Below are 14998 nucleotides of genomic sequence, written 5' to 3' on the forward strand. Positions count from 1 at the left end.
CATATTTGATGGTGTAATTAATTTTTACACCAAAAAATCAATAATTTTCATAATGCTTATAGCCGGTAGGAATTCCACATCAAAATAAGATGAATATTCTAATGGGACTCGTTATTGCAATGTTTATCATTACTGCAGCATATGTTGGATATCACGCAATGCAGCAACCAGTAGAAGAGGCGGAGGGTTATAACATAGAATTAGAATTACTAAATGAAAATACAGGAATAATTCAAACACTCCAAAATACCGTAATTTTCAAAGTAGTCATCTAATTTCTTTTAAATTAGATTTACATTAAATTACCATTATTCTCCTAGAAGGTTATGCCATTAAATGACAAAGAAAAAATGGTTGCAATTATTTCAAATGGAATTGCTGTTTTTTCACTTTTACAAGAAAGGGACAGTCTTCCTAAAAATACAACCATGTATGATTTCATTCTAAAAGTAATTCCAGAAAACATCAAGACAGAATTGAGCATTGAACTAATAGACGAGGTGTTCCAATATGTCACATCCGCACATAGTTCATAAGGTACAAAATATTATTGTTAACATCGTAATGACAGCCATAGCAACACTAGGATCTCACTGTGCTTTACAAGTGCTCAAAGGTGCCAAAGATGAAGGCATGAAAACTATCCTTGTTTGTGAAAAGAAGCGAGAAAAACTGTATCGAAGATTCCCATTTATCGATGAATTAATTCTGGTAGACTCTTTTAAAGAGATTTTAGAGCAGAAATGTCAATCAATTTTGGAAGAAAATCAAGCTGTCTTGATACCACACGGTACGTTAATTGCACAAATGAGTTCTGAGGAAATTGAATCTATCAAAACTCCTGTGTTTGGAAACAAATGGATTCTGAGATGGGAATCAGACAGGGAAATGAAAGAAAAACTGATGGTAGAAGCAAAACTTCCAGTACCAAAACCAGTAACAGATCCTAAAGACATTAACAAATTAGTGATTGTCAAAAGACAAGGTGCTGCAGGTGGAAAAGGGTACTTTATGGCAGCAAATGAAGAAGATTACAATACAAAAAGAAATCAATTGATTGCAGATGGAGTCATTTCAAAGGATGAAGCACTTTACATTCAAGAATATGCAGCAGGTGTGCTGGCATATTTGCAATTCTTTTACTCTCCATTAAAAGAAGAGTTGGAGTTTTTTGGTGTTGATCAAAGACATGAATCAGACATCGAAGGTATTGCTAGAATTCCCTCAGAACAACAATTAAAATCAAACAAAGTTCCATCGTTCAACGTAATCGGTAATAGCCCTCTGGTTTTAAGAGAATCACTTTTAGAGGAGGTTTACAACATGGGAGAAAATTTTGTAGAGGCATCAAAGAGAATGGTGTCACCTGGAATGAATGGCCCATTTTGTATAGAGGGTGTTTATAATGAAAATGCAAAATTCACATCTTTTGAGTTTTCAGCAAGAATTGTTGCAGGAACCAATATCTACATGGATGGTTCGCCATATTACTCATTACTGTTTAATGAGTCTATGAGTATGGGGAAAAGAATTGCCCGTGAAATAAAGATGGCATTAGCAAACAATCAGTTAGAAAAAATTACTACCTAAACTGTTCAAGTTTTAAAAAAATCCTCAAGAACACTCACAGTTCTATCAATACTGCAGCTTTCTCAGACTCTTCTAACTCTAACCTGACACCATCCAAAATATGTGAAGGTGAAGTAAGACTAGAGTAGTCCACTAATTTCAGATCATTGAGGAGGTACACTTGAGGTGCAATGTCGGAATGTCGAGATTCTAAGAATTCATCTAATTCTTCTAATACAGAAATCTTTCCACCTTGGAAAATTTTTCCGTTTTTTATAGAAAGTTTCAGTTTGCCATACCTATCTAAAACTAAAATATGATGTTGATTTTTTTTGCTAAATAATTTCTTGACTTCTATATGTCCTGTAAATACAAAATAATGATCAGTTTCATAGCTTAAATCAATCAGATCTACTGAAAGATCAATAATTTCACTAGCTCGTTTTTTGGCATCTTCTAATGTAAAAATATTCTTGGATGTTTCAACACTGTCCAATTCAACATTTCCAACGGCGGTTACACGTAATAGTGATTTTTCTGAAATGTATTTGCTATCGATAACAATAGATTCTGGTACTGCGCCTTTGTCAACTAACATAGCATGTATTTTTTTATGAACTAGAGAAATTCTTTCAGGAGTTGGTTCAATCATAGTTTGTTCTATTTCCTCTTGAAGCATTGAAGATGCAACACCTATAGAAGAAATTACTTCGGCATGTTCTGCAAGTTCATATTTTATTCCTAATTGTTTTGCAACAAAAGGAACTAGTACTGAAGCACCACCGCCACCCCCGATTAATTTAGTGGTTGAAGAATTCATTTTGAATTCTTTTAAAATATTACTAATAGTTTTTGTAATTTCAAATGATGCAGTTTGAATAATAGACATCGCAATTTCATGGTAAGATACACCAACATGTTCTGCAAGTATCTTCAAAGCAATTTTTGCAGATTCTTGATTAGCATGAGAATAATCACCTTCTTCAATCATTCCTAAGGCATTGGCTGCACACGTGTTAGTAATTGCATATGTACCTTGATTACACTCTATAGCAACATATTCTGCCTTATCATGTGGTTTTGGTTTTACCAAAATGATTTTTCCTGTTTTGATATCCTTAGGATCTGCAAAACATGAATATTTCAAACCAGCAATATGGGCACTTCTAGGACCAACATGAGATATTCTGTTTTTGTCCAAACCAACCATGCTTCCTCCTGCAACTCCTAAAATTCTGACATCCATTGAACGAATACATGTAGGATGATCCTTCACAGTGACATATCGAATTTCAGGTTTACCATTTTTTATAATGCATATGTTAGTACTAGTTCCTCCAACTTCAACAAAAATTCCATTTGTTATTTTAAGATGTAAAAGTGCACCTGCAACACTAGCGGCAGGTCCTGAAAGAACAGTAAGAATTGGCTTTCTCTTAAAGGTGTTCATACTGGAAACTCCTCCATCCCCCTTCATTATCATTAATGGTGCAGTAACTCCTGTTTTACGTATTGCATCTTCCACATAATTTGCTACTTGGAATGTTTTAGGTAAAACACTTGCATTAATTGCAGCAGTTAATGTTCGAATTTCTAATCCATAGATACCAGAAATCTCATGAGATGCAGTAGAAGGAAGATTTTGTTTAGTCGATCTATTCATGACAAATAATTCATTTGATGGATCATCTACACCAAATGCTTCTGTTGCAACAATTACTTTTGCTCCTTTATCCTTTAAACGTGAAATTGCTTCTTCGACTTCTTCTTCAGTAATTAAATGAGATGTATCTAGGAATTCATATACAGTTTTGATATCTTGATTAGTGTTGATTGAGGAATCTTGCAAATTAGTTCGTTTTATCACATCTTTTTTAGAAGGGCCCACACCCATGGCTATAATTCCCACTTTTGATGTATCAGATTCTAGTAATGCATTAATTGCTTGTGTAGTGCTGTGTGAAATTAATTCAATTTCATCAATATGAATTCCTGTATCTGCAAGAAGTTTTGTTAATGCAGAAACAATGCCTTCAGAGACTCCTTTTTCAGAAACATGTGTTGTCGGAACAGTTGATTTCCCCAAAATATTTCCGGTTTTTGCATCAATTGCAACTGCTTTGGTAAATGTTCCGCCTACATCAATTCCCACTCTAATTCTTTTTTTAGGTATCACTAGCAATCCCTCTAGATTTTCTCATAGAAGCCAATTGATTTTCTTTTCTAGGTCTCATTATCAAGACATATGTTGATGCAACTAAATAAATCCCAAACAAGATTATCTGGGCAACTATTGTTTCAAGTGTAGGATAAATGCCTGTCATTGCTGCCAAGTTGATATCCAATCTTGGAATTATTCCAATTAGTCCTGTATATGGAATAATTTCAATAATTTGTAATTCACGAATTGCATTACCTAAAAATGCAATTGAAAGATATGCGCCTACGCCCATAGTCAATCCAAATAATGCTCGTAATGGCAGTTTTTTGCCTAATTTTTTCATTATGAAATAAAGAACAAGTAAAGAAGCAATTCCTAAAACAAATCCTAGTCCGACATAAACCTCCATGTATTTTGCAAATCCAGACATTGCTTGATAGAATAGGACAGTTTCAAACCCCTCTCTGTACACAGTAAAGAAAGACAACATGACAAAAACCATAACGCTTCCAGTAGTAGTTGCTTGCCAAACTTTTGCTTTTACAAATTCCATCCATCTTTTATGTTCAATTTTATTCAGAACCCAGAAACTGACATAAAACAAAACAGCGGTCGCAGATAATGCTGCTATTGCCTCAATTAATTCTCTATTAACGCCTGAAATATCAATAATATATGAAGCAATTACCCAAGTAACAGCTGTTGCACCAATTGCTGCCAGAATTCCATAATAGATGTATTTTTTGTATTGAGTATTTCGGGATGCCTCAAGGTATGTGACAATTGCGCCTAAAATCAGAACAGATTCTAAACCTTCTCTGAATATAATTGCAAATGAGGATGTGAAAGCAATTGAAGGGGCCAAAGTACCTGTCCCACTTACAATTCTCTCAGATTCATCAAGATTTCTTTTAATTGCAATAGTTAATTCTTGAATTTGTTCATAATCTGCTTGTTGTTTTATAGAATTTCGAAGTTCAGCAAATTGAAATTCTACTTCTAAAGTAAAATCAGGATCAATAGCACGTAATGGAATTTCAACAAATTCATAGCTATCAAGATAAGCGGTTCTTGCGGATGTATATGCTGATTCATAGTCTCCATTTTCATATTGAATTAGTAATACTTCCAAAGTATCTCGAATGAAATCTATTTCATTTCTTACTCCTGTTTTTGCATCTTCGGAGGCATCACCCATTTCTTTCAAATTTTTATCAGAAAACGCATTAGCTTCAATTGTCAATTCAAAGATATCAGAGTCAGACACTTTTTGTTCGGCCAATTCAAGATCAGGTAAAATGGATTTTTCTATAAAGAGGATAATCCTATCTGAATCTTGTTTATTTTTTATCATCTGACGAAGTTCCTCCCTCATATCAATTTCTAATTTATAAAGAAGTTCTGAATCAACTACTTCGATGTCGGCTTCTAGATATTCAAAATTTTCTAAATATGCTTCTATGGCAAGCTCTTCAGCTCTTTGATAATCACCACCATTCAATGATATTACTAGTTCATCATAGAGTTCATGAATTGTTTGATAAATATTCTGTTTGTCATAAACTACTGTCTCAGTACCATTAAGATCTCTATTAATTGCGGTGATGAGAGTTCCTATAGAAACAAAATCATCTTTATTTTCTAATTTCCATTTTAGTTCATCAAGAAATGATTTCACCTCCAAACTTAATCGGTCATTATAATTAGTTAATTCAAACAAATCGGATGAATGATTTACTAGAATGGTAGAAAGTGAATACGATGAATCATTATTATCAATATATGCAATTTGATATTGTTCGTCAACTATTGTTAATAGTTTAGAAACAACTTTACCAATATTTGGATTTTGTGGATTATAATCTTCTACCAGATCTTGCAAATTAGAAATATCTTGTAGCAAAATAGTTTGTTCAGTTTTTCCAATTTGGCTATGCATGTCTAATAGTATTACATGGATTTCATCAGTAAGTTCAGAATCATATTCTCTTAGATAAGACAAACTATGGGGGAAAATCTCTGAAACAATTTTTGAAATATTCTTGGCATTATCGATATTTCCATCTGTTATGTTTTGTTCAATCAAGGAAACTGAAACCGACAAAAACTCTTTTATGAAAAGTACTTCGGTATCAACATCCGAAGTTTCTGCAAATATTGGCAAATTAGGCACTGACGATGACACTAAAATCATAAAAAATATGATCCTAAAATGCCCACTGGAGATCAATGTAAGAAATCTCTTAACTCAACTTATAAACCAGATTTTCATTCTAAAGGTATAGAATCAGGGTATTTTGATTATTGAAAGATTAAGTTTTTTTGAAAATATAACGACAGTGGTAATGGATACCAGTAAAACAAGCAGTGTAATTGTACCAAATTCTGGAACAATTTTTTCAGCGATAGTTAAATCTTCAAGAATCATATCTACATGAGCATTTACATCTTCAGAAGGCGCCCCAGTCCTGATCATCTCTCTTAATTCTTCCCTTAGATCATGTTCAATTTTTTCCATTAATTCAGGATCATGATATCCTAGATCACCCTCAATGAATTCATAATTATCAAGATATGCAGTAGTTGCAAATTGTAATGCCATATCATTATGTCCTAAAGCATAATGTTCCTTGACATCATTTAACAAATCTTTAATTTTTGCTACATATTCTAAAGAAGTGATTTCCTCAACACCACCATACAATTCAGCTAATTGTGCAACATTATTTTGAGACTTGGCAACAAGGATGCCAATTTCAGATGGATTTCCTTTAGAATCAATAATGGATTTTATTTGGTTTAGATTATTCTTCAAAGCCTCAGTATCGGTATTTGAGATTTCATTGAAAGAATCATAATGAGTCTCAAATAAGGTGATTGCTTTATTCAAAAATACAAGGGTCTCATCATATTCCTCCTGATTAATTATTTTTCCACCATCAACAGCATCAGCATATTCTTCATCTACAAGATTCAATCTATCCCTGATTGCAGATAATGCCAACCCCACACTAGAAAGATCTTGTCCTTCATATTCTCTTACAATTAATTCAACCCCTTCAGTAATCTGAACAAGCTTATTTTTCATTTCAAGGATGCTAGTCTCACTCGATGTAGTTGCAACAGATTCTTCCATTTCATGCAATAATTCTGATGCAGTTTCTTCACCTAATTTTTCAATTACAGATGGGTGTAGTGTTCTATAATAGTATAATCCCTCATAGGTGAATTTTTTAGCACTGGCAACATCTTCTTTCTCTAGTGCACCAACTGCTTCTTCCAGCTCTTCAACTATTTTTAATTTAAAAATTCCCAACAATTCATTTCGTATTACATCTCCATACTCTTCAATTTCATCAGCATCAGCAGTGATCTCTTCAATGGCATGATTAGTTACAAATGATTCTTTTTCAGATATTTTGAATTTTTTTTCCATTACAGAATACCAATTCAAAAGTTGTTCTGAATTTTGTGTTTTTATGGATTGATCAATTTTCAAATATGCTATAGTGTAAATGGTCTTATCTACAATTTGTCGGTTTAATTCAGCCATAGAAACATCACCAGAATTGAGATTAGAAATAATATCTGAAAATGCATTTTCAATCAAAGTGTTGCTTGCAGGATCTGATTCTAATGCGGCTTGTTTGAAATTATTTTCATATATTGACTTTGCTTGATTTACTTTATCTAGTGCATCGTTAATCTGAGATGATTTTTCAGCATCAGAAAGTAATGACTTGATTGATGCCCATTCTTCACCCAATGTAAATGAATAACCTGGAGGAATTCCAGAAATCAATAAACTAATCACGGCTATTCCCAAAATAATTTTTAAGTTATTCACACCTCTTCAAAAGATGATTATGTATTAGAACTATTATTAGATTCCATTATCTTATTCTAAATCGTTAGAACATTAATCATTAGTGTTTTTGTTAGGATATAAATTCAAAACAGGTTCAAGTTCAGTCAACGTGATTTCAACTTTTCCAATACGACTTTTGTATTGTTTTATTTTTTTGCCCTCTCCAGATATTATGAATTGATCAACTTCAATTAGGGCAAGATCCTCCAAGTTAGAAAGTGTTTTGTATACTGTAGATAGTGATATGCTTAATTCTTTAGAAAGTTGAGTTGCATCTTTTGGAGTATCTTTAACAGAAAACAATACTGCTCGTGTACAAACATTACTAAGAGATTCAATAATTTTTTGAGTTATGTCAAATTCAGATAATTGAATGATGTTAGGTTTTGACATTAAACCCACTCAGTTTGAGACTAATGTAAGTGTAGGCTCAGGTTTTCTAATAGAGATATCTGCTTTACTTATTCTGCTTCGGTAAACTTTGTATTTTCTACCTTTATCAGATAACAGCCATTTTTCAACTTCAATTAATGTAAGCTCTTCAAGATCTCCTAATTTTTTGTAAACGGAGCTAAGAGGAATTTTGAGTTTAACGGAAAGTTCTGCAGCTGTATTGCCTTTTTTAATTATGGAAAACAAAATTGCTCTAGATTCAGAATCTGCCAACGCTTCAATTACTTTTTGAGTAATATCATATTTTTTCAATTGTGGCAAAGTTATTCTTCTTGACATGCAAATATCAAAAATTATTTTCAGGTATTTAAACGAGATGTTTCCGTTCTCATTCTAAAGAATTAGAACATTCAATTATAATGAGGTGTTGTTTCTTTATGAGATTCAAATCGATTCCACAAGAATCCAAGAATGACACCTATTGATACCCAAAATGAAGTAACACCCAGTGCAGACATCAATCTAAACTCATTAACCAGACTCATGGAGGCAGTAATTTCATCTGGATTTTCTGGCATTACAAAAAAAACCGCAGAAATGAAAACAGCGTAACCAATTAAAGATACAAGTTTTTTCTTGTTTTGAAATTTCTTTGACAATTTGTAAAAAACAACTGCACCAATTCCAGATATTGCTATAAAAGAAAGATACAGAATTGCTCTTATCACTACAGTTTCACTGTCACCCACCGTAGGTGGATTTGCAGGATATTTGAGAAATGGAATTATGTAAATAGTAAACCACATAACTCCAGCTAATACTAGTGCCTTTTTGCGGTCATTATTTCCAGGCAATGAATTTCGAGATAATGCAAATACAATTCCAAATAATGCACCTACAGATATTCCCAGAATCACTCCAGCAAGTATCTGCCCACTTTTTTGCCAAACTCGATACCCTTCATATTCTACCCAAAATTCTGGCGTATCTTCCTCATCGCCAGTTGCAAAAAGATTTTGATTTTCAATTCCGATGGCTTGATCAAGATAGGGTTCAACAATTGCAAAATTAACTGTTCCGTGAATGAATCCTGCAAAAGCCCCAGAAATTAATACGATTATAATAAAAAGAGATGTTTTCATGAAAATGAACTCCTAGTGACAAGGAAAACCTGCTGCATGCCTCATATCATGAGTGAGTTCATGGATGTAAAGATCAGTAAAGGCTTGATCACCATAAACTAAACTAAAGATGTGTCCTTGATCAAATCCTACAACAAATAATCCTGCTGCAAAGATTATAGCTAGCGCAACTATTGCTAGTTTTGAAATACCAGTCTTGGACACATTAATTTGTCTTGATTCAGACATGAATCAAAGCAACATCTGAATCTATTTAAGCACTTGGATAATTTGTCCAATTTATAAATAATTTAGACTAGATATTTGATCAGAAAAGATTTGAAAAAAAATATTCAAATTTTACAAAACATCGTTTCAAGGAAAGGATCAAGTAAAGTTCTAACATTTAGCATACCACATGTATTCAAAGCACTTCAGTTATTATCAAAAGAGAAATTTGTCAGCAGGGCAACATTTGCAAAAGAGATTCATTTAGGTGAAGGTGCAGTTAAAACCCTAATTTCACATCTAAAGGAAGCAAAAATGATAGAGACTACAAAATCAGGAAGCTTCCTTACGGAGAAAGGTGAAAAGATATCTAAACAAATTCAACAGGTCATTCCAAATGAATGTAAAATTAAAAAATGCGATTTAGTTATCGGGAAAAATAATCATGCAATAATTCTAAAAAACTATGATTTTTCAATTAAATCGGGTTTAGAGCAAAGAGATTATGCTGTTTTGTATGGTTCCTCAGGATGTACAACAATTTTGTTTAAGGAGAACAGATTTGTTTTTCCTGGAGACAATAGAGATTGTTTTAGAAAAGATGAAAAAACGAAAAAACACATTTTAGAAAATCTGGCCCCAGAAGAAGGAGACGTAATAATTATTTCATCATCAGACGATCCTTTTGTTGCAGAAATTTCTGCAAAGAATTCTGCATTGTGGACTTTGGCTACGAATTAGCGAAGATATTTAGTTGCAGAAATGTTTCTCAAAATATGACAAAACTCTATCTGTTAGCAATTCCTGTAATTATAGGAATTATCACAGGAATGTTAATGGTATTTTTTCCTGAAACTGAAAACGATTCAAAATTATTCACAATTTCAAAATTGATCAATAATGGCTCACCAATAATGGGGGAATCCAATGCACCAATAACAATTTTAGAATGGGGTGATTATCAATGTACTTTTTGTTACAAATTTCATGAAAATACATTAGGTATTATCAATGAAGATTTTATCAAAACAGGCAAAGTAAAACTAGTTTTCAAAGATTTTCCACTAAATGGTCCTGATTCATTTTTAGCTGCAGAGGCAGCATATTGTGCAAATGATCAAGGAAAATATTGGATGTACCATGATGAGTTGTATAAAAATTGGGGTGGAGAAAGAACAGGATGGATTACAAGAGAATCTCTTGATAAATTTGCGGTTTCAACCAATTTAGATGTAAAAGAATTTAACAAATGTCTAGATGATGAAAAATACCAAGAAAAAGTCATTGCTCTGCACGAATTTGGAAAAGAGATAGGGATTGATGCAACACCATCATTTTTGGTATTCAATGATCAAAAAATAATCAAAATTAGAGGGAATCAACCACTCGAAGTATTTCTAAAAACATTTGATGAATTATAATTTGGAAAAAAAGTCAGAATGAATACAATCAAAATTAATATTCGCATGATCTGGAGTAAGCACGAATGAAGAAAATTGACGTAGAAAAACAAGATTCAGTTAAACTCTATAAAATTAGAAAAACATTAGAAGAATTATCAAAAAAATCTGGAAGAGGAACTGAACTAATTACAGTATACATTCCTAAAGGAAAGCAACTTCACGAAATTATTGGCTCGCTTCAGCAAGAGCAAGGAACTGCTGATAATATCAAATCAGATCTTACAAGATCACACGTAGTTGATTCGTTAGGTAAAGTTGTTCAGAGATTAAAAATGTACAAAAAAACACCAGAAAAAGGATTAGTAGTTTTTTGTGGAGCGTTACCGCCAGAAGGCGGAGGTCCACTAGGAAGTGAAGTTGTGACAGTCTGGGAGATTGAACCACCAAAAGATCTGAATCAGTATTTGTATCGATGTGATGATCATTTTCATGTAGATATCCTAAAGGACATGCTAAAAGATGACAATCTAATCGGATTCTTGGCAATTGATGCAAAAGATGCGGGGTGGGGATTGTTGCACGGAGACAAAATAGAAGTTTTAGCTCAAACAGGCTCAGGAGTTGCAGGAAAGCACAGACAAGGAGGACAGTCTGCAAAAAGATTTCAAAAACTCAGAGAGATGGAACTAACATATTATTTTAACAGAGTTGCTGAAACTACTAGAGAATACTTCATTGATATTTATCCAATCAAAGGATTGGTAATTTCAGGCCCAGGTCCAACAAAAGAGGATTTCATTAATGGAAACTATCTTGAATACAGATTACAAAACATGATCATCAACACAATCGATGCATCATATTCAGGGGCCGAAGGAATTAGAGAAGCTTTTGCAAAATCATCAGACATTCTAGGGGACTTTAGGATGGTAGAAGAAAAAAGATTAGTAGAAGATTTGTTTAGAGAGATAAACACAAATTCAGGAAAAGGATCATATGGATTACAAGAAGTAGTAGAATATCTAAAAAACAATGTTGTTAAGGTTGTACTAATTACAGATAACACGAATTTGCACAGAGTGGAAGGGAGATGTAAAAGATGTAAACACTTTCAAGAAGAAATTGTGGAAAGACCACAAGTCATTCCTAAAAAAACAGAATTTGCAAATAATCCTTGTCCAGGATGTAATGCGATGGAAGTAGAAGTAAACGAACAAGACATTGTAGATTACCTAGAATTGTTGGCTGCAAAGACGGGTTCTCAGTTAGAAGTTATTTCAGGAAGTGCAGAACATGGCAATATGCTTGCAAGTTTGGGAAAAATTGGTGCAATTTTGAGATATAATCCAGGTCACGGTTAACTAGTGAACTACCACTCGTTAAAGCATCGTGGCTTCTTCCTGCTTCATCGAGCCTCAAAGTTGCTTTCGCAGACGTTTGTGGCTCTCGCATCCCTTGGTCGGGGATTGTCTTTTCAGACTCAGGCGTTTGTATTTTGATGATTCCCACAGTTCCTGTGGTATCATATGTCATTGGTTTTCTTACACGCATATTGTATTTGGATATTTGATTGTGTTTTGCTTTGAGTTGTGGCGTGTTCGCTTTCATTCCAACCCTGAAGGGTTTGGGTTTTCCCGCCCACATTCCATAAAACTACGAATATTTTTTGAAAGCTCAACAAGTTCACTTTCGCTTGAAATTTGTCGTTTAGTCCAAACTGTCCCTTTGTTATTATATCTTGGAATAATGTGTATGTGAACATGAGGAATAATCTGTTTTGCAGCCCTACCATTATTTTGACCTAGACTAAATGCATCAGCACCTGTTGCTTTTAAAATAGCATTTGCAATTTTTGGAACAAGTGAAAAGATTTTTCCCACATCTTCTGAATCCATATCAGTAATTCTTTCATGATGAGTTCTAGGAATAATCAAACTATGACCTATATCAATTGGATATTTATCTAAAAACGCAATATGAGAATCATCTTCATAGAGTAAATGTCCATCTCTTTTTCCATTCAAGATGTCACAAAAAATACAACCCATAATGATCAGCATTTTGTGATTTTATTTATTGTTTTTATCGAATGGAATCTATGTAGATTGAGCATAGTTTGGTTCTCATAAGGTAGATTTTACAATTTAATGTTAAACCGCACACACATTATTGATAAGGATAATCAAAAATAACACGTATCGCCTGAATGTGAGAAAAACATGCCACCCCTGTTAATAAAGACCCTTGAGGGAACTTGTCAAGTTAGTTCAAGGCCCTTAATTTAAGTTCGAGTTACGACCTTGCAGGCAACATAAGATAATTATTTACATTTTATATCAAAAACATTAAATTATTTAAATAATAATTAATTATCTTGATATAGAATAAGAGATGATGAAAATGACCAAACTAATCATGACCGAAAGTGAAATCAAATGTATGAGCACTATAAGCACAGAGGGAGTCACTACCACAATCTATCTTGCAGATAAAACCAAGATCTTAGCACCTATGATAGGCAAGACTTTGGCATCACTTGAAGAAAAAGGATTTGTCAACATATCCAGATCAGGAAAGACAAAGAAAATAGCATTATCCGATTCAAAACACGCCCTCCTCTTCAGAGACATGTCATTAGAATTCAAACACATAAAATTTGAAAAGTATCTGTCTGGTTCTGTTTTAGAGGTTCTATCAGCAATTGGTTTTTTGAAACTTGCAACAATAAAAGAAATTCACCAAAACTGCAACGTATCAGAACCATCTGCTGCAAGAACCATATCAAAATTAAGAAAACTAGGGGTCGTACAGAAGAGAGAGGAAGGATACAGTATTTCTCAGAGATTTGAAAGATTGAAAGACTTTGTGATAGAATTCAGACACTATATGAATACAAAGTCTGCAAAGAATTTCAGCAAGGACTATGTGATACTATGGGAGCAAAACGACGTGTTCATAATAGAAAGTAGCACAAAAAAAGGAGATGAGGGAAACTTTCATCTAACTGGCCCTTCAGTTTTTGGAAAATTTGGAATAAAATTATTCATGACATCATCATATCATTATCATTCTCCAAGAGAAAAACAGAGAGGGCTTGAAAAATCCATAATACACACATTCTTGATACCATTGTCGCAAAGAGTAGTTTTGCCTGTTTTGCTTGTTTGGAAGAAGAATGAGAAAAAAATGAATAAAAAGTATCTGTATAACACAGCAGAAAAATATGGAACAAAGAATCGTATAGATGAAGTATACAAGTATTTTGAAACTAAAGGAGCATACAAGCCAGAGTATTTTCCAACATGGAAAGAGTTTGCATCTAAAGCCAAAGAATATGGATTAAGAGTATGAGTGATAGAAACAGATTCGGTGAAGAAGAGCTTGTAGATGCGTTAGATAGCATAGGATCAAAACTTGCAAAGAAAGCAAGAGTCAACATGATAGGAGGCTGCTCCATGACATTCCGTGGTACTAAAGCAGCTACCAAGGACATAGACATTGTTGTCAAATCAACCGACGAGGTAAAAACACTGGTCAAAGCAATGAAGGCGGTAGGATTTGAGAATGTCAAGGACATTGGAAGTGATTACAGAAGTCTTGGTGCCTGGATGGTAATGGAGCGTCCTGACGGGATGCGGTTTGACATTTTCGACAGGATAGTATGCAATGCCTTGGAGATAAGCGACACCATGGAATCAAGGGCTGAGTTTTACAAGGAATTTGGAAATCTTAAGGTCTATCTTATGTCACCGGAAGACATCCTTCTTTTCAAGGGAATTACAGAAAGGCTAGATGATCTTGAGGACATGAGAATATTGGCAGAAGGTGGAATAGACTGGAAGACAGTGGAAAGTGAGTGTTTTTCTCAAAAGCAAGCAGGAAGATGGGCAGATGCTCTTGCAAGTAAGTTATTGGAATTAAAGTCAGAATACGGCATTGATTCACCCATCATAAAGACAATGGCAGAGCACGGCAACGTCTACGTTCTTGAGGTTGCATTCTCAAAAGTAATCGGAGAGAAAGAAATGACAACAGATGAAATCATAGAAGAAGTGAAGAAAAAGTACAACTATTCGGCGTCTTGGACAAGAAAACAATTGAAAGTACTTGAAGAGAGAAATTTTGTGACAAGAAAAATAATCGGAAAACCCCACCTATATTCAATAAACAAGAAAGGTAACTAGCATTCGATTTTGTTAATTTTCTTCTAGAAAGGAGATTGATGACTTTAGTTTATCAAGAAATTCAGCGTTGG

General features: G+C 33.7%; 17 protein-coding genes. 8 read left to right on the top strand and 9 right to left on the bottom strand.

The window, feature by feature from the left end:
• The first annotated feature begins 101 nt into the window (after positions 1-101).
• From C5F50_RS06630 to C5F50_RS06640, 3 genes are read left to right on the top strand one after another with little or no spacing between them, the layout of a single operon-like run.
• The gene (locus C5F50_RS06630) at positions 102-275 is read left to right on the top strand and encodes a hypothetical protein (protein ID WP_246281973.1); all 174 of its coding nucleotides are present in this window, start codon (positions 102-104) and stop codon (positions 273-275) included.
• Between the two features lie 51 nt (positions 276-326).
• Entirely contained in the window at positions 327-536 is a 210-nt protein-coding gene (locus C5F50_RS06635) for a hypothetical protein (RefSeq protein ID WP_179370614.1), read from the top strand.
• A complete protein-coding gene (locus C5F50_RS06640) occupies positions 511-1590 on the top strand; it encodes a formate--phosphoribosylaminoimidazolecarboxamide ligase (RefSeq protein WP_246281974.1) in 1080 nt (359 codons plus the stop codon). Before C5F50_RS06635 ends, C5F50_RS06640 begins: the two co-directional genes overlap by 26 nt.
• Before the next feature lie 34 nt (positions 1591-1624).
• Here C5F50_RS06640 and C5F50_RS06645 read toward each other — a convergent pair whose 3' ends face one another.
• The 7 genes from C5F50_RS06645 to C5F50_RS06675 form a co-directional block, all read right to left on the bottom strand.
• A complete protein-coding gene (locus tag C5F50_RS06645; protein ID WP_179370615.1) occupies positions 1625-3745 on the bottom strand; it encodes a hydantoinase/oxoprolinase family protein in 2121 nt (706 codons plus the stop codon).
• Entirely contained in the window at positions 3735-5924 is a 2190-nt protein-coding gene (locus C5F50_RS06650; protein WP_179370616.1) for an FTR1 family iron permease, read from the bottom strand. The genes C5F50_RS06645 and C5F50_RS06650 overlap by 11 nt, the downstream gene beginning before the upstream one ends.
• 93 nt (positions 5925-6017) lie before the next feature.
• On the bottom strand, positions 6018-7577 hold the full coding sequence (locus C5F50_RS06655; RefSeq protein ID WP_179370617.1) for a PEFG-CTERM sorting domain-containing protein: 1560 nt from the start codon (positions 7575-7577) through the stop codon (positions 6018-6020).
• Between the two features lie 72 nt (positions 7578-7649).
• A complete protein-coding gene (locus C5F50_RS06660) occupies positions 7650-7991 on the bottom strand; it encodes an ArsR/SmtB family transcription factor (protein WP_179370618.1) in 342 nt (113 codons plus the stop codon).
• A 9-nt stretch (positions 7992-8000) separates the two neighbouring features.
• Positions 8001-8330, bottom strand: coding sequence for a helix-turn-helix domain-containing protein (locus C5F50_RS06665; protein WP_048116142.1), 330 nt, complete (start codon positions 8328-8330; stop codon positions 8001-8003).
• Positions 8331-8401: 71 nt separating this feature from the next.
• Entirely contained in the window at positions 8402-9133 is a 732-nt protein-coding gene (locus tag C5F50_RS06670; protein ID WP_179370619.1) for a CbtA family protein, read from the bottom strand.
• A gap of 12 nt (positions 9134-9145) precedes the next feature.
• A complete protein-coding gene (locus tag C5F50_RS06675; RefSeq protein ID WP_179370620.1) occupies positions 9146-9361 on the bottom strand; it encodes a CbtB domain-containing protein in 216 nt (71 codons plus the stop codon).
• A gap of 90 nt (positions 9362-9451) precedes the next feature.
• Between C5F50_RS06675 and C5F50_RS06680 the strand changes: the two genes are divergently transcribed.
• The 3 genes from C5F50_RS06680 to prf1 all read left to right on the top strand — a co-directional run bounded on the left by C5F50_RS06680 (position 9452) and on the right by prf1 (position 12104).
• Positions 9452-10081, top strand: coding sequence for a DUF4443 domain-containing protein (locus C5F50_RS06680; RefSeq protein WP_179370621.1), 630 nt, complete (start codon positions 9452-9454; stop codon positions 10079-10081).
• 35 nt (positions 10082-10116) lie between these two features.
• Positions 10117-10761: a DsbA family protein gene (locus tag C5F50_RS06685; RefSeq protein WP_179370622.1), complete on the top strand. Its 645-nt coding sequence runs from the start codon at positions 10117-10119 to the stop codon at positions 10759-10761.
• Between the two features lie 65 nt (positions 10762-10826).
• A complete protein-coding gene (prf1, locus tag C5F50_RS06690; RefSeq protein WP_179370623.1) occupies positions 10827-12104 on the top strand; it encodes a peptide chain release factor aRF-1 in 1278 nt (425 codons plus the stop codon).
• Here the strand turns inward: prf1 and C5F50_RS06695 are convergent.
• Both C5F50_RS06695 and C5F50_RS06700 read right to left on the bottom strand, forming a co-directional pair.
• Entirely contained in the window at positions 12016-12351 is a 336-nt protein-coding gene (locus C5F50_RS06695; protein ID WP_179370624.1) for a hypothetical protein, read from the bottom strand. The two genes, prf1 and C5F50_RS06695, sit on opposite strands and share 89 nt — an antisense overlap.
• A complete protein-coding gene (locus C5F50_RS06700; protein ID WP_179370625.1) occupies positions 12348-12791 on the bottom strand; it encodes an HIT domain-containing protein in 444 nt (147 codons plus the stop codon). The genes C5F50_RS06695 and C5F50_RS06700 overlap by 4 nt, the downstream gene beginning before the upstream one ends.
• A gap of 391 nt (positions 12792-13182) precedes the next feature.
• On the opposite strand from C5F50_RS06700, the gene C5F50_RS06705 reads away from it, so the two are divergent.
• Positions 13183-14094 (top strand): hypothetical protein, encoded by a 912-nt coding sequence (locus C5F50_RS06705; protein WP_179370626.1) that lies wholly within the window; start codon positions 13183-13185, stop codon positions 14092-14094.
• Positions 14091-14927 carry a DUF6036 family nucleotidyltransferase gene (locus C5F50_RS06710; RefSeq protein WP_179370627.1) on the top strand — a complete coding sequence of 279 codons (837 nt, stop codon included), beginning with the start codon at positions 14091-14093 and terminating at the stop codon, positions 14925-14927. The genes C5F50_RS06705 and C5F50_RS06710 overlap by 4 nt, the downstream gene beginning before the upstream one ends.
• The last annotated feature ends 71 nt before the right edge of the window (positions 14928-14998 follow it).

This window comes from Nitrosopumilus ureiphilus (assembly GCF_013407185.1).
GTDB lineage: Archaea > Thermoproteota > Nitrososphaeria > Nitrososphaerales > Nitrosopumilaceae > Nitrosopumilus > Nitrosopumilus ureiphilus.